Origin of the sequence: Halomonas garicola, from assembly GCF_031935715.1 — a bacterium.
Taxonomy (GTDB): domain Bacteria; phylum Pseudomonadota; class Gammaproteobacteria; order Pseudomonadales; family Halomonadaceae; genus Vreelandella; species Vreelandella garicola.
This window is the reverse complement of sequence record NZ_JASSZF010000014.1, coordinates 40,276-57,292: the sequence shown is the minus strand read 5'-3', so window position 1 is coordinate 57,292 and position 17,017 is coordinate 40,276. Positions and strand designations below refer to the sequence as shown.

Genomic DNA, 17,017 nt, shown 5'->3' with positions numbered 1-17,017 from the left:
CTTTAATAGAGCCGTGATGCACGCATAACCCATAATATGTAGCTGAATACTTATTTAAAGAACAACGATCCAGGTGATACCCATGAGCGCTTATCCTGAATGGACGTCGTCGCTGATTCAGGCTGAAACCAACGCCCTGAAACACAAGCCCGGCGCCCTGCTGCCGATTCTTCACGCCATTCAGGATCGCTTCGGCTTTATTCCCCGAGAAGCGGTGCCGATTATCGCCGACACCCTGGGCCAAACGCGCGCCGAGGTGCACGGCGTGATCAGCTTTTACCACCATTTTCGAGCCACCCCTCCAGGCAACCACGTGCTGCAGGTTTGCCGTGCCGAAGCCTGCCAGGCGGTGGGAAGCCGCACCCTTGAGGCCCACGCCAAAGCGCGCCTGGGAGTGGACTACCATCAGACCACGGCCGACCGGGAAATTACCCTGGAGGCGGTCTACTGTTTAGGCAACTGCGCTTGCGGCCCCTCGCTACGCCTCGATGACAGCGTGTACGGCCGAGTCACGCCCGAGTCCTTTGATGCCCTGGTCGATGAGCTGCGTACCCAGCCGCTGGAGGTAATGTAATGAGCGCGCGCATTTTTATTCCCCGCGACACCACGGCGCTATCGCTGGGCGCCGATAGCGTGGCGCAACGGCTCGAGCACGAAGCGGCCAAGCGCGGACTGGAGATCACGCTGACACGCAACGGCTCCCGCGGCATGGCCTGGCTGGAGCCGCTGGTGGAAATAGAAACGTCCCGGGGCCGCATGGCCTACGGCCCGGTTATTCCGGCGGACATCCCATCGCTTCTCGACGCCGGCCTGCTGGAAGGCCGAACAGAACACCCTCTGTCTCAGGGGCTCACCGAGGCCATTCCCTGGCTTGCCCGCCAGCAGCGGCTGACGTTCGCCCGTATCGGCGTGACCGACCCGCTCTCCCTTGATGACTACCGGGCCCACGACGGCTTCCGGGGCCTGGAAAAAGCTCTGGCAGAGACACCGCAGCGCCTGGTCGACGAGGTCAAGGATTCCGGCCTGCGCGGCCGCGGCGGCGCCGCCTTTCCCACCGGCATCAAGTGGCAAACGGTGCTCGACGCGCCGGCCGAGCAGAAGTATATCGTCTGCAACGCCGACGAAGGCGACTCGGGCACCTTTGCCGATCGCCTGGTGATGGAATGCGACCCCTACCTGCTGCTTGAAGGCATGGCTATCGCCGGCCTCGCCGTTGGCGCTACCCAGGGCTATATCTACCTGCGCTCCGAGTACCCCCTCGCCCACCGGATCCTCGAGGCGGCCATCGCCCGCGCCGAGGCAGCCGGCTATCTGGGCGACAATATCGCTGACAGCGGGCACGCCTTTCATCTTGAAGTACGACTCGGCGCCGGCGCCTATATCTGCGGCGAAGAAACCTCACTGCTGGAAAGCCTCGAGGGCAAGCGCGGGCAGGTGCGCTTCAAGCCGCCCCTGCCCGCCATCGAAGGCTTTTTCGGCCAGCCCACCGTGGTCAACAACGTGCTGTCGCTGGCCGCTGTGCCTTACATACTCGCGGCGGGGGCCGAGGCTTACGCCCACTACGGCATGGGCCGCTCTCGGGGCACCCTGGCGCTGCAGCTGGCGGGCAACGTCAAATACGGCGGCCTGGTAGAGCTGGCGTTTGGCACCACCCTGCGCGAGCTGATGGAGAGCTATGGCGGCGGTACCCTAAGCGGCCGGCCGCTACGCGCCGTCCAGGTAGGCGGCCCCCTCGGCGCCTACCTGCCCGAAAGCCAGTGGGATCTGCCGCTGGACTACGAAACCTTTGCCGCTGACGACGCCGTGGTTGGCCACGGGGGCGTGGTGATGTTCGATGACAGCGTCGACATGGCCGAGCAGGCACGCTTCTCGATGGAGTTCTGCCGGGTAGAATCCTGCGGCAAGTGTACGCCCTGCCGTATCGGCTCGGCCCGCGGCGTCGAAGTCATTGACCGCATCCGCCGCAATGACAACCGCGACGGCAATCTGGTGCTGCTTGGCGAGCTCTGCGAAACCATGGAAGACGGCTCGCTGTGTGCCATGGGCGGCATGACGCCCTATCCGGTACAAAGTGCGCTCGCCCACTTCCCCGATGACTTCCTGCGCCAGGCGGAAGGAGAACAGACATGATTCAGCAGTTTGATCCTCAGCAGACTAAGGACTTGGGCACGCCGGCTCAATACGGCCCGCCCGTGGATCTCGAGATCGATGGCGTCGCGATTACGGTACCCGAGGGGACATCGGTGCTGCGCGCCGCAGCGCTGGCCGACATCAACATTCCCAAGCTTTGCGCCAGCGATAGCCTGGAACCTTTCGGCTCTTGCCGGCTGTGCGCCGTTCAGGTCGAGGGCAAGCGCGGCACGCCGGCGGCGTGTACGACCACAGTAGCGGCCGGAATGCGGATTACCACCCAGAACGAGCGGCTCGCCCGGCTGCGCCGCAACGTCATGGAACTCTACATCTCTGATCACCCGCTGGACTGCCTGACCTGCCCGGCCAACGGCGACTGCGAGCTCCAGGACATGGCCGGCGCGGTGGGCCTGCGCGAAGTGCGTTACGGCTTCAACGGCGAAAACCACATCTCCGCCGAGCAGGACCACTCCAATCCCTATTTCAGCTTTGATCCCAGCCGCTGCATTCTCTGCTCGCGCTGCGTGCGCGCCTGCGACGAGGTTCAAGGCACGTTCGCGCTGACCATTGACGGCAGGGGCTTTGATTCGCGCATCACGGCCGGCCAGGACGATGCCTTCATGGACTCCGACTGCGTCTCCTGCGGCGCTTGCGTTCAGGCCTGCCCCACCTCGACGCTGATGGAAAAAAGTGTGATCGAGCAGGGCCAACCCGAACACAGCGTTATCACCACCTGCGCCTACTGCGGCGTGGGCTGCTCCTTCGAAGCGCAGATGAAAGGCGACAAAGTAGTGCGGATGGTGCCCTACAAGGGGGGCGACGCCAACCATGGCCATTCCTGCGTCAAGGGGCGCTTTGCGTTTGGCTACGCGACCCACCCGGACCGCATCACCACGCCGATGATCCGCGATGCTATTGACCAACCCTGGCGCGAAGTCAGCTGGGAGGAAGCCATCGGCTTTGCCGCCGAGCGGCTCAAGGCCACCCAGGCCCAATATGGTCGCGAGAGCATCGGCGGTATTACCTCTTCGCGCTGTACCAACGAGGAAACCTACCTAGTACAGAAGCTGGTGCGCGCTACCTTCGGCAACAATAACACTGACACCTGTGCCCGGGTCTGCCACTCCCCCACCGGTTACGGTCTCAAGACCACCCTGGGCGAATCCGCCGGCACTCAGACCTTTGACTCCGTGATGAAAGCCGACGCCATCATCGTCATCGGCGCCAACCCTACCGATGCGCACCCGGTCTTCGGCTCGCTGATGCGCCGCCGGCTGCGTCAGGGGGCCAGGCTGATCGTCGCCGATCCCCGGCGCATCGATCTGCTCAATACCCCGCATTTGAAAGACGGCCAGCACCTGCCGCTGCGCCCCGGCACCAACGTGGCACTGGTTAACGCCCTGGGTCACGTGGTGGTCGATGAAGGCCTGGAGGATCACGACTTCATCGCCGCACGCTGCGATACCCAGGCCTACCAAGCCTGGCGTCAGTTTATCGCCGACGTCCGCCACTCGCCGGAGCAGACAGAAGCCGTTACCGGCGTGCCGGCCGCCGACGTACGCCATGCCGCGCGCACCTACGCCAACGCTGGCAACGGCGCGATCTACTACGGCCTGGGCGTCACCGAGCACAGCCAGGGATCGACCATGGTGATGGGCATCGCCAACCTAGCCATGGCCACCGGCAACCTCGGTCGTGAAGGCGTGGGCGTCAACCCGCTGCGCGGACAAAACAACGTCCAAGGCTCCTGCGACATGGGCTCTTTCCCCCACGAACTGCCCGGCTACCAGCACGTGGCCGACAAGACAGCGCGCGAACGCTTTGAAGCCGAGTGGGGCACGCCGATCGATGACGAGCCCGGGCTGCGTATTCCCAACATGTTCGATGCCGCCATCGACGGCAGTTTCAAGGCACTCTACGTCCAGGGCGAGGACATTGCCCAATCGGACCCCAACACCCAGCACGTAGAGGCGGCGCTTTCCTCGCTGGACTGCCTGATCGTTCAGGATATTTTCCTCAACGAAACCGCCAAATACGCCCACGTCCTACTGCCCGGCTCCAGCTTTTTGGAAAAGGATGGCACCTTCACCAACGCGGAGCGGCGCATCAACCGGGTGCGCAAAGTCATGGAACCGCTTGGTGGCAAGGCCGACTGGGAGGTCACCCTTGAGCTGTCCCGAGCCATGGGCTATCCCATGGACTACGCCCATCCCTCCGAGATCATGGATGAAGTTGCCCGCCTCACTCCGAGCTTCGCCGGCGTCAGCTACGCCAAGCTGGATGAGCAAGGCAGCCTGCAGTGGCCCTGTAACGCCGAGTACCCGCTGGGCATGCCGACCATGCACGAGATCGATTTTCCCATCGGCCGGGGCCGCTTCGCCATCACCGAGTATATGGCAACCGAAGAGCGCGCCAGCCGTCGCTTCCCTCTGCTGCTGACCACCGGCCGCATTCTTAGTCAATACAACGTCGGCGCCCAGACACGGAGGACGAGCAACCAGATATGGCACGATGAGGACATCCTAGACCTGCACCCTTCCGACGCCGAAGTGCGCGGCGTCAAGGACGGCGACTGGCTGGGCATCACCAGCCGCGCCGGCCATACGGTACTGCGCGCCAGGCTCAGCGAGCGCATGCAGCCAGGCGTGGTCTACACCACCTTCCACCACCCGGACAGCGGGGCTAACGTGATCACCACCGACAGCTCTGACTGGGCAACCAACTGCCCCGAATACAAGGTCACCGCGGTGCAGGTGGAAAAGGTCAGCCGCCCCTCGGCCTGGCAGGAGCGCTTCAAAGACTTCGATCACCAACAGCAAAAGCACCTGGCCACGGCCAAGACGGACCGACCGGCGGCTGGGACGGCCGCACCTTGAAACGCAGGGAGACCGGTTCACCGACCCGGCATCACGGCGTCGATGTCCGCCTCGGCGCATCGGGCTGGAGCGGCACTCGGGTCGCGGATACGCTGGCAACGGAGGTCCCGGTAGCGCTGATCTATAACGGCATCTCCCACGCGGTAATGATGGCAAGCCCGGCTGACCTGGCAGACTTTGCGCTGGGATTCAGTCTTTCGGAAGGGATCCTGGCGCACCCCCACGAATGTTATGACCTGACGGTTCACGAGGAGTCGCTGGGACTTGCCGTGCATCTGGAGATTGCCACCCAGCGGCTGGTTGAACTCAAGCAGCGCCGCCGAAGCCTCGCCGGCCGCACGGGCTGCGGCCTATGCGGCACCGAGTCGCTGGAGCAGGCCATTCAGCCCATTGCCCGGGTGCAGGCGCCGCCGCTAAGCGATAGCGCTATCCAGCGTGCACTGACGAGCCTTGCCGACCACCAGCCCTTGCAGGCGGCCACCGGTGCCAGCCACGGCGCCGCCTGGTGTGATACCAGCGGCCATATCCACCTAGTGCGCGAAGACGTCGGACGCCACAACGCCCTGGACAAACTGATTGGCGCCCTATCCTCGGATAGCCGTAGCGAAGGCGGCTTCGTACTGGTATCAAGCCGGGCCAGCTATGAAATGGTTCACAAAAGTGCCAGCGCCGGCATCGGCGCTCTGGTCGCCGTCTCGGCGGCTACCACGCTGGCCGTCGAGCTTGCTCAAGAGGCTGGCCTAATGCTGGTGGGGTTTGCCCGCCCGGGACGACACGTCATTTATCACCACCCCACCCCCGACGACGAGGGGGCAACGGCCATTGTCACCGGCTAAGGAGTTTCTGGATGGCAAACGAACAGCGTAGCAGCCTGACTTACATGGCGAATCAAATCGCCGATAATCTGCGCCACGGCGCCACCAGCGAAGAGGCCGCCGTCGAGCAGATTCACAACCATATGGAAAAATTCTGGGCACGTCCCATGAAGCGCCGTATCGTCGCCGATCTCGATACGACTGCCGCCGAACTTGACCCTCTTGCCCGGCGCGCCGTGGAGCGTCTGGCAACCAAGCACGCCTGAGCCATCGCCCCGGCGCCCGTTCAACGACGCTTGCGCTGGCGGCGGATCATCCGTACCCGTTTCCGGGCCTTTTGCACCGCGGCTTCGCCGTCCTCCACCGGTTTGGGCGGTATGCTGACCCAGGCAAATACCGGCAGCGCCAGCCCCCAGTGAATCGCCGGCAGCCGCAGGCCGAGCGTGGCCGCCACCGAAGCGCCGATGGTCAGCGCCGTTGGCGCACCCAGGCTATAAAGCGCGACGTACGCCACGCCGCCGGCAAAGGCCGCGGTGGCGTAGATTTCCTCGCGCAGCACCATAGGCATGCGCTGGGCGAGCACGTCGCGGATCATGCCGCCGGCCACCCCGGTCATCATGCCCATCAGCGTGGCGACTTCGCCGGCGTAGCCCAGCTCCAACGCCTTGTGGCTGCCAAGCGCGGTAAAAATCGCCAGGCCGAAGGCGTCGGCCACCGGCATAAACCCGCGCGACAGGCGATGGATATAGTGAAATCCCAGCAGCGCCAGGCCCACCGTTATCACAATCACCCACAGGTAGGTCGGGTCGCTCACCCAGAACACCGGGCGCACGCCCATCACCAGGTCGCGCAGGGTGCCGCCGCCGATGCCGGTCACCGCCGCCAGCACCAGCATGCCCACCGGGTCCATGCGCTTGCGACACGCCAGCACCACGCCGGACAGCGCAAAGACAATCACCCCGGCCATATCCAGCCAGTACACCAGTTGGCTCACGCGTTGGTTTCTCCTTGAGCTTTACGCTGAAACGGGTAAATCGCCCCCAGCTGCAGTATCCCGGTCAGCTCGTCAAGCGCGGCAAGCGACTCCTCCATCAGCTGCGGGTCGGCCAAATCCGCCGGGGCCAGGCGATCGCGGTAGTGGCGCCTGACCCAGTCGGCAAGCGCCGTATGGAGGGCGTCATCCATCAGCACCCGGCCGGAAAGCGCCGCGCGCTGGGCGTCATCCAGCACCACTCGCAGGCGCAGGCAGGCCGGGCCGCCGCCGTTCTGCATGCTCTGCTTGACGTCCTTGACCCGCATCTCGCCGATCGGATTGTGGCCGGCGAGCACCAGGTCCTGCAGCGTGCGCCATACGGCTTCGTGGTGCTCGCATTCGCCGGGCACCACCAGGGTCATGCTGCCGTCGGCGTTGGACAGCAGCTGGGAGTTGAACAGGTAGGTCGCCACGGCGTCGTCGAGGCTCACCGCCTCAGTCGGCACCCGCACGGGAATCAACGGCTCGGACATTTTCTCGCGAAGCGCCTCGAGCGTGCCCGCCTCGTCGGCAAAGGCTCTCTCGTGGTACAGCAGCACCGGGCCGTTGCCCACCGCGATCACGTCGTTGTGAAACACCCCGGCGTCGACGGCGTCCGGATGCTGACGGGCGAATACCGTCTGCGCCGCACTCAGGCCGTGCTGGCGGGCCACCGCTTCGCTCGCCTCTCGGGTTTGTCGCGCAGTAAAGCGCGCGGGCGCGGGCTCAAAACCGAAGGCATCGCGTCCGTAAACGAACAGATGCACGCCGGGCTCGCCGTAGGCAGCGCCGAGGCGGGTATGGTTGGCCGCGCCCTCGTCGGCAAACGCCGGCGTGGCCGGCAGCGGCGGATGATGGGCGAAATGCGCCGGATCGGCAAATATCGCCTGCAGAATGCGCCCGGTGGTCGCCGGCTCCAGGCAGCGATGCAGGCCGGACTGCAGGTTGGCCGGGGTAAACTGCACCCGGCCGTCCGGGGCGTCGGCGCCCGGGGTGACCGTGGCGGCGTTGGCCGTCCACATGCTGGAGGCCGAGCACGCCGCCCGCAGCATGGCCGGCGCCTGCTTTTCCGCCGCGGCCAGCACCTCGGCGTCGCTGCCGGCAAAGCCCAGCCGGCGTAGAAAGTCGAGGTCCGGGCGCTGCTGGGGCGGCAGTACGCCCTGAGGGTAGCCGGCGCGGCTCAGCGCGTGCATCTTCTCCAGTCCCTGAAGCGCCGCCTCCCGGGGATTGGATACCAGCCCGGCGTGGCGCCTGGAGGCGACGTTGCCCGCCGCCAGCCCGGCATAGTTGTGGGTCGGGCCCACCAGGCCGTCGAAGTTGACCTCCACCGCGCTGGTCATAGCGCCACCCCGGGCGGCAGCTGCTCGGGCAGCGCCAGGGTGTCGGTTTCCATGGAGGCCACGGGGTAGGCGCAGTAGTCCGCGGCGTAGTAGGCGCTGGGGCGATGGTTGCCGCTGTCGCCCACGCCGCCGAAGGGCGCATCGCCCGAGGCGCCGGTGGTCTGACGGTTCCAGTTGACGATGCCCGCGCGGATGCGCAGCAGGAAGTCTTCCCAGTCGGCCTGCTCGCCGCCGATGAGCCCGGCGGAAAGCCCGTAGCGGGTATCGTTGGCCAGGCGAATGGCCTCGTCCCAGTCGGCGTAGCGGTGCACGGTCAGCAGCGGGCCAAAGTGCTCTTCGTCGGGCACGTCCAGCCCGGTGACGTCGAGAAGGCCGGGGCTTACCAGGCTGGTGCCGTCGGCCAGGCTATGCATACGCTTGAGCACCGTGGCGCCCTGGGCTTCCAGCGCCTGCTGGGCCTCGAGCAGGCCGTCGGCGGCGGCAGCGCTGACCAGTCCCGCGTAAAACGGCGGATGCTGCTCGTTGAACGGCTCGGCTACCCGCAGCTTGCCGGCGGCGTCCACCAGCGCCTCGATCAGCCGGTCGCCCACCTCGCCCTCGGGCACCAGCAGGCGCCGGGCGCAGGTGCAGCGCTGGCCGCCGGAAGCGAACGCCGACTGCAGAATCGTCAGCACCGCGGCGCGCTGGTCGGGGACGTTTTTCACCACCAGCGGATTGTTGCCGCCAAGCTCCAGCGCCAGAATTTTGCCCGGCTGGCCGGCAAACTGGCGGTGCAGCATGCCGCCTACCCGGGCGCTGCCGGTAAACAGCAGGCCGTCGATGGACGAATCGCTCGCCAGCGCCTGGCCCACCGGCACGCCGCCCTGGACGAGGTTGATCACCCCGGCGGGCAGGCCGGCCTTTTCCCAGCACTGCAGGGTCAGATCGGCGGTGAGCGGCGTCTGTTCGCTGGGCTTGAACACCACGGCGTTGCCCGCCAGCAGCGCCGGCACGATGTGGCCGTTGGGCAGGTGGCCGGGAAAGTTGTAGGGGCCGAAGACGGCCATGACGCCGTGGGGTCGATGGCGCAGCACCGCCCGGGCCTCGCCCACGGATTTTTCGCGCTCGCCGGTGCGCTCGGCGTAGGCCTGTAGCGAAAGCCCGACCTTGCCGATCATCGCGCCGACTTCGGTGCGCGCCTCCCACAGCGGCTTGCCGGTTTCCCCGGCGATAGCCACGGCCAGCGGCTCCCGGCGCTCTTTGAGCACCTCGGCAAAGCGCTCCACCAGCGCCCGGCGCTCGGCAAAGGGCGTTTTCGCCCAGCCGATAAAAGCGTCCCGGGCGGCGCTTACCGCCGCCGCCACCTGGGCCTCGTCGGCGGCGGCGCCCTGCCACAGCAGCGCGCCGGACACGCCGTCGTGCTTGACAATCGCCGGCGCGCGGCCGCCTACCCATTCCCCGTTGATCAGCTGCTGCTGCGTGGCGTGCATATCCGTCTCCCTTGACCGTGGTTGGCCTATACAGGCATCCGAGGTGTAAGCGTCAGGTTTCCAGCAGGCGCAGGGTGCCCCCTGCGCTGACGTTCAGCCGCCGGGCTTCGGCGGGGGTCAGAACGATGCGATCGTCCTTCGGCGCGCGGCCGACCCAGGCGGCGGTAAAGTCCTGCATGGAGGTGGTGCCGGCCAGCCAGCGGCTGACGCTTTCCTCAGCGGCGTTGGCATCCACCTCGACCCGGCAGCGCCGCGACTGCTGCACCGCGCGCACGTCGTCGATGTAGGCTTCCACCGTGGGGCCGCCGTCGAAGATATCGATGTAGCCTTCCCAGCGCAGCCCTTCCTTCTTGAGCATGGCGAGCGCCGGGCGGGTATCCCGGTGGACCTGGCCGATGCAGGCGCGCGCCGCTTCGGGCATGAAGGTGGTATAAATGGGAAAGCGCGGCATCAGCTCGCCGATGAAGCTTTTCTGGCCAAGGCCGGTGAGGCGGTCGGCCTCGTCAAAGTCCATGGGAAAGAAGTGCCGGCCCAGGCTTTCCCAGAACGGGCTTTTATTGTCATCGTCGAAGAGCCCGCGCATCTCCGCCAGCACCTTGTCGGGGAAGCGGTCGCGAAACTCGGCGATGAACAGCCAGCGCGCTTTCGACAGCAGCGCGCCGTTGCGCAGATGGCGGTTGGCCTCGCCGCGGTATTCCGGGCGCACGAACAGCGAGCAGACCTCGGCGTTGCCGGTGTGGTCCGAGCTTAAAAACAGCGTGTCCAGGGTGCGGTGCAGATCCAGCTGCACCGACGAATGCGCCAGCGTGCCCAGCCGGTAGTGGTAAAACGGCACTTCGTGGCCGACCTGGCCGACGACGGCGCAGCAGCCGGCCAGCTCGCCGTTGGTTTCGTCTTCGAGAACGAAAAAGTAAAGCCGGCTGTCCCGGGCCGTGCGCTCTTCAAAGGCGCTCACCGCCGACTCGATCTTGCCGGCGAGAAACTCGCGGTTGTCCGGCAGCGAGGTAAAGCCGACGCCGGCCTGCTGCGCAAGCGCCTGCAGCCCGTCCAGATCGTTGCGGGCAATGGGTCGAATGCGCATCACATTTCTCCTTCATCGAGCCGGTCTTCGGCGGCGGGCAGAGCCAGCGGCGCGGCGAGCACCGCACGGCCCTTTTCCACGCCCAGCTGCTCGGCCTGGCCGGCGGTGAGCATTAGCTGGCCGGTGGGCGAGAGCGCGTAGCGCGCCACCACGCAGCGAAAGCCGGTTCGCCGCTGGTTGGCGACCAGCGCCGGCTCGGCGTCGGGCAGCGCGTGCTCGGGGCGAATGCGCACCGGGTGCCAGGCCGCCCGGCGCACGGTGGCAAGCCCGCTGCGGTCGGCCTTGACCACCGGGCCGGCGTCGAAAATATCCACGTGGCGCGAGCGCGCAAAGCCCTCGGCGAGCATTTCCCCAAGCGCGGGCTCGTGGGCCGGGTGCTCGCGGCCGATGGCCGCCCGGGCCGCCGGCGTCAAAAGCGGCAGATACAGCGGAAACTGCGGCATGACCTCGGCGATAAAGCTTTTCGAGCGCACTCCGGCAATATGGTTGATTTCCTGATAGCTGCGGTCAAAGAAATGCCGCCCGACGCTTTCCCAGAACGGCGACGCCTCATCGGCGTCCAGATGCCCGGGAAAAGCCACCGCCAGCACGTCGGCAAAGCGCTCGGGATACTGGGCAATGAACATCAGCCGTGCCCGGCGCAGCAGGCTTTCCGCGCTGGTGCCCTTATACTGCGGGAGGATCGACATGGCGCACAGCAAGGTGGCGTCAGACACCTCGTGAGAGAGCGCCAGCGTCTGCACTTCCCGGCGCACGTTAAGCTGCTGGGAGGCGTGAATCAGGGTTTCCTGGCGGTAGGTATAGTAGGCCTCCCGGGCGCCGGCCCGGGCCCGTACGGTGGCGGTACCCAGCACTTCCCGCGCCTTCTCATCCTCGGGCGCGGTATTCACCAGCACGAAGGTGTAGTGCTCGTCGCCGGGGTGGTCCACCTCCTCGCCGAACGCGGCCAGCGAACGGGCAATGCGCTGCTCCAGGCGCTCGCGGTTCGCCGGCAGGTTGGTCAACGGCGGCACGGCCTTTTGCGCCAGCGCTTCCAGCGCGGGCAGATCCGCTGGCTCTACGGGTCGAATCATCAGCATCGCCGACTCCTTTTGCGGTATCGCGGGGGGTCGCCTTCAGCCCTGGGCTACCAGACGCTCGACGGCGCGCTCGAGCCGTGCCATGCCTTCGTCGATGTCGGCCTCGGGTATCACCAGCGACGGCGCCAGGCGCAGCACGTTGGGCCCGGCGATCAGCGCCATGGCGCCCTCTTCAATGGCCAGCGGCAGGATTTCCTTGGCCCGCCCGGCCCAGGCGTCGGACATCTGCGCGCCCATCAGCAGGCCCAGTCCGCGAATGTCGCCGAACACGCCGTGTTTTTGGTTGATCCGCTCCAGGTGCTCGCGCAAGAGCGCGTGGCGCTTCTGCACGCCCTCGAGCACCTCGGGGGTGTCGATAAACTCAAGTGCTGCCAGCGCTACCGCCGAGGCCAAGGGGTTGCCGCCGTAGGTCGAGCCGTGGGTGCCCAGCACCAGCGACTTTGCGACCTCGTCGGTAGCGAGCATGGCGCCCACGGGAAAGCCGCCGCCCAGCGCCTTGGCGCTGGTGAGGATGTCCGGCGTCACGCCGTAGTGCTGGTAGGCGTATAGCTTGCCGGTACGGCCCACTCCGGTCTGCACTTCGTCAAACACCAACAGCGCGCCGTGCTCGTCGCAGAGGTCACGCAGCCCCTGGAGGAAGTCGGGATCGGCCGGGATCAGCCCGCCTTCGCCCTGCATGGGCTCGACCACGATGGCGCAGGTGTCGTCGCCCATCAGCCGGCGCACGCTGTCCAGGTCGTTGTAGTCGGCGTGAAGAATCCCCCCCGGCACCGGGCCGAAACCCTGGGAGTACTTGGGCTGGCCGCCGACGCTGACGGTAAAGAAGGTGCGGCCGTGAAACGACTGGTAAAACGAGATGATCTTGTCCTTGTGCTCGCCGTGGTGGTCCACCGCGTAGCGGCGCGCGAGCTTGAGCGCGGCCTCGTTGGCCTCGCCGCCCGAGGAGCACAGAAACACCTTGTCGGCGAAGGTACGCTCGACCAGGCTTTTAGCCAGCTTGAGTGCCGGCTCGTTGGTAAAGACGTTGGACAGATGCCAGAGCGTTTCCCCCTGGGACTCGAGCGCATTCACCAGCGCCGGGTGGCAGTGGCCCAGCGCGTTGACCGCGATGCCCCCGGCAAAGTCAATGTACTCGCGGCCCTCCTGGTCCCACAGGCGGCTGCCTTCACCGCGCACGGGAATCACCGGCTGGGGCGCGTAGTTGGGCACCATGTACTGGTCGAAGTCCTGCCGGGTCGGGGTAGTGCTCATGGATCTCTCCGTTTTTTGTCCGGGTTGAATAAAGTCAGTATACGGGGCGAGGCTGGCGCCATGCTTTCACGAATGTGACGCCAAGTTGTGAAAAGCGCCCTGACGTCCGTACACGTTAGAGCAGCCGCTCCTCCCGCGGAGCCAGGCCAAAACGCTGGCGGTAGGCGGTAGAGAAGTGCGCCCCGGACGAAAACCCCGTGACCAGGGCAATATCGCCCACCGGGCGCTCGCTTTGGCGCAGCAGCCGGCGCGCCTGCTGCAGACGCAGATCCAGGTAGTAGCGGCTGGGCACCGTCTGCAGGTGCTTTTTGAACAGTCGCTCCAGCTGGCGGCGGGAAATCCCCAGGTGCTCGGAAAGCTCCAGGGCGGTAAGCGGCTCCTCGACGTTGGCTTCCATTAGCGCCACGGCGTCGCGCAGGCTCTCCGGCGCGTGGCTGAAGCCGTTTTGCAGCGGTACGTGCTGGTGCTCGCCGGCCGGGCGGATGCGCTCGCAGGCCAGATGTTCGGCGACCTCGCCGGCAAGGCCAGCGCCGTGCGTCAGGGCGATCAGCATCAGCATCATGTCAAGCGCGGCGGTGCCCGCGCCGCAGGTCAGCCGGCGGCGGTCAAGCTCGTACAGCTGGCGCGACAGCGCCACCTCGGGGTACGCCTGGGCAAAGGCGTCAAAGCGCGGCCAGGGGAGCGTGGCGCGATAGCCTTCCAGCAGCCCGCAGCGCGCCAGCACTTCGGTGCCACCGGCAATGCCGCCCAGCAGCACCCGGCGGCCGTCCAGGCGCCGCAGCCAGTCGTTCAGCCGCGCCGGCAGCGGGTAGGAAAGCGGCGTCGGCGCGCACACCAGCAGCAGGTCGATAGCGTCCGGCGGCGCCTCCAGCCCTTCGGGGATGGTGAGCTCCAGCTGGCCCGCGCTGCGTACCGCAGCTGCCTCAAGCCCTACCGTACGCGTCAGATACAGCATGCGCCCGCTGAGCTGGTTGGCCATGTGCAGCGGCTCAAGCGCGCAGGCGTGGGCCAGCAGCGAAAATCCGGGCAGCAGCAAAAACGCAACCCGGCAGCGGGCATTGGCCGGCAGGGCAACGGCGTGACGGTCAGGCATGGCGCATCATTTAAGCTCGGCAAAGCTTCATCTTACGCCATTCGGCGACTGATCGCAGGCGCACGAAGCGGCCGGAAGGAACGCCCCGGGCCGGGCCCGGGGCAAGAGGAAGGTGAACGGCGGGCTAGCGAGTGCCGCCAAACAGCCAGAACGCGAGGATCAACACCACGGCCACCGCGACCGCTATGGGTATCAGCCGGTGCATGCCGCGAGACGAGCGCTTGGCTTCCGGCTGCTCTTCGGGATGCGAATCGACGCCGTGCTCGGGTTCGCGCTGCCCTTTGACCAGCTCTTCCTGCTCTTCGCGGGTCTTGCTTTCTCGAGTATCCATGACGCCTCCTTCAGAGGGCCGGCGCGGAGCCGGCCGCACAGGAATCACGCCGTACCGGGAAAAGTCCGAGGCGCTACTTCTACTATAGACTCACCACGTCGAACTCCGCCACCGGACTGACGTCGGCGTCGTAGTCGACGTCGTCGCGCTCGAAGCCGAACAGCTTGAGGAACTCGTGCTTGTAGCCGGCGTAGTCGGTGATCTCGAACAGGTTGTCGGTATTAACCTCCGGCCACAGCGCCTTGCACGACTGCTGAATATCGTCGCGCAGCTCCCGGTCGTCCATGCGCAGGCGGCCCTGGTCGTCGGTCTCCACGGGGCCCTCGGCGTAAAGGCGCTCGGCGAACAGGCGGTTGAGCTGGTCGATGGTGCCTTCGTGGAGCTCTTCTTCCTTCATGATGCGATAAACCATGGCGATATAGAGCGGCATCACCGGAATCGCCGCGCTTGCCTGGGTAACCACCGACTTCAGCACCGCGACGTTGGCACCGCCGCCGCTTTGCCTCAGGCGCTTGTCGATCTCGCCGGCGGCGCGATCCAGGTCTTCCTTCGCGCGGCCCAGCGCCCCGTGCCAGTAGATCGGCCAGGTGATCTCGGTGCCGATGTAGCTGAAGGCCACGCTTTTGGCGCCCTTGGCCAGCACCCCGGCCTCGTCCAGCGCCTGGATCCACAGCTCCCAGTCTTCGCCGCCCATGACTTCGATGGTGTCGTCGATTTCCTGCTGGGTAGCGGGCTCGACTTCGGTTTCGATGATCGCATCCTTGTTGGTGTCGATCGCCGTGGCGCGGTAGACGTCGCCGATGGGCTTGAGCGCCGAGCGCTTGACCTCGCCGCTGTCGGGCAGCTTGCGCACCGGTGACGCCAGCGAGTAGACCACCAGATCCACCTCGCCCAGATCCTGCTTGATCAGCTCGATGGCCTTTTCCCGGGCCTCGTGGGAGAAAGCGTCGCCGTTGATCGCCTTGCTGTAGAGCCCTTCTTCCTTGGCGAACTTGTCAAACGCCGCCGAGTTGTACCAGCCGGCGGTGCCGGGGCGCTTCTCGGTACCGGGCTTTTCAAAGAATACGCCCAGGGTATCGGCGCCGTAGCCAAAGGCCGCGGTCACCCGCGCCGCCAGGCCGTAGCCGCTGGATGCGCCGACCACCAGCACCTTTTTCGGCCCCTGGCTTTTATCCAGACCGCGCGCCCGGGTCGCTTCGATTTGCTCGCGCACGTTCTGCTCGCAGCCTTTGGGATGCGTCGTGGTGCAGATGAAGCCGCGTACCTTGGGTGTGATAATCACGTAAAACCTCGCTGTTAAGCCCTGGTGAAAAAACCATGATGAGGGATATCCCGCTAGCGGGTATCATGACAATAGGCACGATTGAAGCATGCCATGCGGCGCCGGCGCTACTCCGGCGGCCCTTGCGACTGCCCCGGGGCCGGCACGACAATACGCTGCATCCTGCAACAGGCTGCCTTGAGCGAACGCCTTGGGGCCTTTCACTTTGCCACGCCTTGGCGACAAGGCACTGAAGAGGTGCGCATGAACGCACAGCAACTGGTCGACGAACGCGGCGATCTATGGCTTGCCCTGGCGCCGCTGTGGCTGGACCGCGAGCCCGGCGAGCGCGACTACGCAATCATGGTCAACACCATCGAGCATCACGGGCTCAGCCTGCACGAGCTTGAGTGGATTTTCCGCCTGGAGCTGGCCCCGGTGATGTCGCGCCATCAGCTGTCGATTACCAGCGAGTGGCGCCAGTTCGACGACTACCGACTGATGAAGCAGCTGGTGGGGCACAACCTGCGGCTGAAAGGCTGGCGGCGCAAGGGCTGGGCTCTGTTCTCGGGGCTTACCACCATGATGGTGCGCCACCGCTGGCACGAGCTGATGACCCGGCTCATGGTCGCCCGGGGCGAAGCGGCCTGACGCCGCGCTCAGGCCCAAAGCCCCCAGACCACGCGCAGCGCAAGCCCGATCAGTATCACGCCGGTGGCGCGGTTGATCCAGTGCGAGCGCAGCCGCAGCCACTCGAGCACCCGAGACTGCGACAGCGCCACCGCCACCAGTACGTACCAGGCCCCGTCGATGATCATGGCCGTGGCGACGATAATCGCCCGGGCGGCGGCGCTCATTTCCGGATGCACGAACTGGCTCAGCAGCGCGATAAAAAACAGGATCAGCTTGGGATTGGCCAGGGCCACCAGCACGCCTTCCCGGGCCGCCTGGCGCCGGGTGGTGGCCGCCGTTTGCGGATCAAACGCCGCTGCCCTGCCCGCGCGCAGCGCCTTGACCCCAAGCCAGGCAAGATACCCGGCACCCGCCACGGTAACGCCCTCGAACAGCAGCGGAAAGCGCGCCATCAGCGCCCCCAGCCCCAGCACCGTGAGCAGCGCATAAAATCCCACGCCCAGGGCGTGAAACAGACCTGCCACGACTCCCGGCGCTCGGCCACCGCCCAGGGTATGGCGCAGCACCAGCGCCAGGCTCGGCCCCGGCGACATCGCCCCGGCAGCGCAGATCGCGGCCAGCGACAGCCACAGTGAAATCGGCATCC

At 66.2% G+C, this 17,017-nt stretch carries 16 protein-coding genes; 6 read left to right on the top strand and 10 right to left on the bottom strand.

Annotated elements, in window-relative coordinates:
- Positions 1-82: 82 nt before the first annotated feature.
- The 5 genes from RS027_RS06975 to RS027_RS06955 are packed head-to-tail and all read left to right on the top strand — an operon-like array spanning position 83 to position 6,087.
- Complete coding sequence (locus RS027_RS06975; RefSeq protein WP_311955407.1) at positions 83-574, top strand: formate dehydrogenase subunit gamma; 492 nt, start codon at positions 83-85, stop codon at positions 572-574.
- Positions 574-2,130, top strand: a complete 1,557-nt coding sequence (locus tag RS027_RS06970; protein WP_311955404.1) for a formate dehydrogenase beta subunit — start codon at positions 574-576, stop codon at positions 2,128-2,130. The genes RS027_RS06975 and RS027_RS06970 overlap by 1 nt, the downstream gene beginning before the upstream one ends.
- Positions 2,127-5,006 carry a formate dehydrogenase subunit alpha gene (gene fdhF, locus RS027_RS06965; RefSeq protein ID WP_311955402.1) on the top strand — a complete coding sequence of 960 codons (2,880 nt, stop codon included), beginning with the start codon at positions 2,127-2,129 and terminating at the stop codon, positions 5,004-5,006. Before RS027_RS06970 ends, fdhF begins: the two co-directional genes overlap by 4 nt.
- The gene (gene fdhD, locus RS027_RS06960) at positions 5,003-5,842 is read left to right on the top strand and encodes a formate dehydrogenase accessory sulfurtransferase FdhD (protein WP_376717587.1); all 840 of its coding nucleotides are present in this window, start codon (positions 5,003-5,005) and stop codon (positions 5,840-5,842) included. The genes fdhF and fdhD overlap by 4 nt, the downstream gene beginning before the upstream one ends.
- Before the next feature lie 11 nt (positions 5,843-5,853).
- On the top strand, positions 5,854-6,087 hold the full coding sequence (locus RS027_RS06955; protein ID WP_311955400.1) for a formate dehydrogenase subunit delta: 234 nt from the start codon (positions 5,854-5,856) through the stop codon (positions 6,085-6,087).
- A gap of 20 nt (positions 6,088-6,107) precedes the next feature.
- Here the strand turns inward: RS027_RS06955 and RS027_RS06950 are convergent, their stop codons facing one another.
- The 9 genes from RS027_RS06950 to fabV all read right to left on the bottom strand — a co-directional run bounded on the left by RS027_RS06950 (position 6,108) and on the right by fabV (position 15,759).
- Positions 6,108-6,815, bottom strand: coding sequence for a trimeric intracellular cation channel family protein (locus RS027_RS06950; protein WP_311955398.1), 708 nt, complete (start codon positions 6,813-6,815; stop codon positions 6,108-6,110).
- Positions 6,812-8,173, bottom strand: coding sequence for an N-succinylarginine dihydrolase (gene astB, locus RS027_RS06945; protein ID WP_311955396.1), 1,362 nt, complete (start codon positions 8,171-8,173; stop codon positions 6,812-6,814). Before astB ends, RS027_RS06950 begins: the two co-directional genes overlap by 4 nt.
- Positions 8,170-9,642: a succinylglutamate-semialdehyde dehydrogenase gene (gene astD / locus RS027_RS06940; protein ID WP_311955395.1), complete on the bottom strand. Its 1,473-nt coding sequence runs from the start codon at positions 9,640-9,642 to the stop codon at positions 8,170-8,172. The genes astB and astD overlap by 4 nt, the downstream gene beginning before the upstream one ends.
- Positions 9,643-9,694: 52 nt before the next feature.
- Positions 9,695-10,723 (bottom strand): arginine N-succinyltransferase, encoded by a 1,029-nt coding sequence (gene astA / locus RS027_RS06935; RefSeq protein WP_311955392.1) that lies wholly within the window; start codon positions 10,721-10,723, stop codon positions 9,695-9,697.
- Positions 10,723-11,802, bottom strand: coding sequence for an arginine N-succinyltransferase (gene astA / locus RS027_RS06930; protein WP_311955391.1), 1,080 nt, complete (start codon positions 11,800-11,802; stop codon positions 10,723-10,725). The genes astA (RS027_RS06935) and astA (RS027_RS06930) overlap by 1 nt, the downstream gene beginning before the upstream one ends.
- Positions 11,803-11,838: 36 nt before the next feature.
- Entirely contained in the window at positions 11,839-13,053 is a 1,215-nt protein-coding gene (locus RS027_RS06925; RefSeq protein ID WP_311955389.1) for an aspartate aminotransferase family protein, read from the bottom strand.
- Positions 13,054-13,168: 115 nt separating this feature from the next.
- Positions 13,169-14,146, bottom strand: coding sequence for a GlxA family transcriptional regulator (locus RS027_RS06920; RefSeq protein WP_311955388.1), 978 nt, complete (start codon positions 14,144-14,146; stop codon positions 13,169-13,171).
- 124 nt (positions 14,147-14,270) lie between these two features.
- Complete coding sequence (locus RS027_RS06915) at positions 14,271-14,477, bottom strand: hypothetical protein (protein ID WP_311955387.1); 207 nt, start codon at positions 14,475-14,477, stop codon at positions 14,271-14,273.
- Positions 14,478-14,559: 82 nt separating this feature from the next.
- A complete protein-coding gene (fabV, locus tag RS027_RS06910; RefSeq protein ID WP_311955385.1) occupies positions 14,560-15,759 on the bottom strand; it encodes an enoyl-ACP reductase FabV in 1,200 nt (399 codons plus the stop codon).
- A 243-nt stretch (positions 15,760-16,002) separates the two neighbouring features.
- Here fabV and RS027_RS06905 point away from each other — a divergent pair, with 243 nt between their 5' ends.
- The gene (locus tag RS027_RS06905) at positions 16,003-16,389 is read left to right on the top strand and encodes a DUF7079 family protein (RefSeq protein WP_311955383.1); all 387 of its coding nucleotides are present in this window, start codon (positions 16,003-16,005) and stop codon (positions 16,387-16,389) included.
- Between the two features lie 8 nt (positions 16,390-16,397).
- On the opposite strand, the gene RS027_RS06900 is transcribed toward RS027_RS06905, so the two are convergent.
- A complete protein-coding gene (locus RS027_RS06900; RefSeq protein WP_311955380.1) occupies positions 16,398-17,015 on the bottom strand; it encodes a LysE family translocator in 618 nt (205 codons plus the stop codon).
- Positions 17,016-17,017 lie beyond the last annotated feature (2 nt).

Bases quoted from the DNA above. Each gene is read 5' to 3' on its own strand.
- RS027_RS06975 (WP_311955407.1), top strand. From the start codon at position 83: ATGAGCGCTTATCCTGAATGGACGTCGTCGCTGATTCAGGCTGAAACC.
- RS027_RS06970 (WP_311955404.1), top strand. From the start codon at position 574: ATGAGCGCGCGCATTTTTATTCCCCGCGACACCACGGCGCTATCGCTG.
- fdhF (WP_311955402.1), top strand. From the start codon at position 2,127: ATGATTCAGCAGTTTGATCCTCAGCAGACTAAGGACTTGGGCACGCCG.
- RS027_RS06955 (WP_311955400.1), top strand. From the start codon at position 5,854: ATGGCAAACGAACAGCGTAGCAGCCTGACTTACATGGCGAATCAAATC.
- astB (WP_311955396.1), bottom strand. From the start codon at position 8,173: ATGACCAGCGCGGTGGAGGTCAACTTCGACGGCCTGGTGGGCCCGACC.
- astD (WP_311955395.1), bottom strand. From the start codon at position 9,642: ATGCACGCCACGCAGCAGCAGCTGATCAACGGGGAATGGGTAGGCGGC.
- astA (WP_311955392.1), bottom strand. From the start codon at position 10,723: ATGCGCATTCGACCCATTGCCCGCAACGATCTGGACGGGCTGCAGGCG.
- astA (WP_311955391.1), bottom strand. From the start codon at position 11,802: ATGCTGATGATTCGACCCGTAGAGCCAGCGGATCTGCCCGCGCTGGAA.
- RS027_RS06925 (WP_311955389.1), bottom strand. From the start codon at position 13,053: ATGAGCACTACCCCGACCCGGCAGGACTTCGACCAGTACATGGTGCCC.
- RS027_RS06920 (WP_311955388.1), bottom strand. From the start codon at position 14,146: ATGCCTGACCGTCACGCCGTTGCCCTGCCGGCCAATGCCCGCTGCCGG.
- RS027_RS06915 (WP_311955387.1), bottom strand. From the start codon at position 14,477: ATGGATACTCGAGAAAGCAAGACCCGCGAAGAGCAGGAAGAGCTGGTC.
- RS027_RS06905 (WP_311955383.1), top strand. From the start codon at position 16,003: ATGAACGCACAGCAACTGGTCGACGAACGCGGCGATCTATGGCTTGCC.
- RS027_RS06900 (WP_311955380.1), bottom strand. From the start codon at position 17,015: ATGCCGATTTCACTGTGGCTGTCGCTGGCCGCGATCTGCGCTGCCGGG.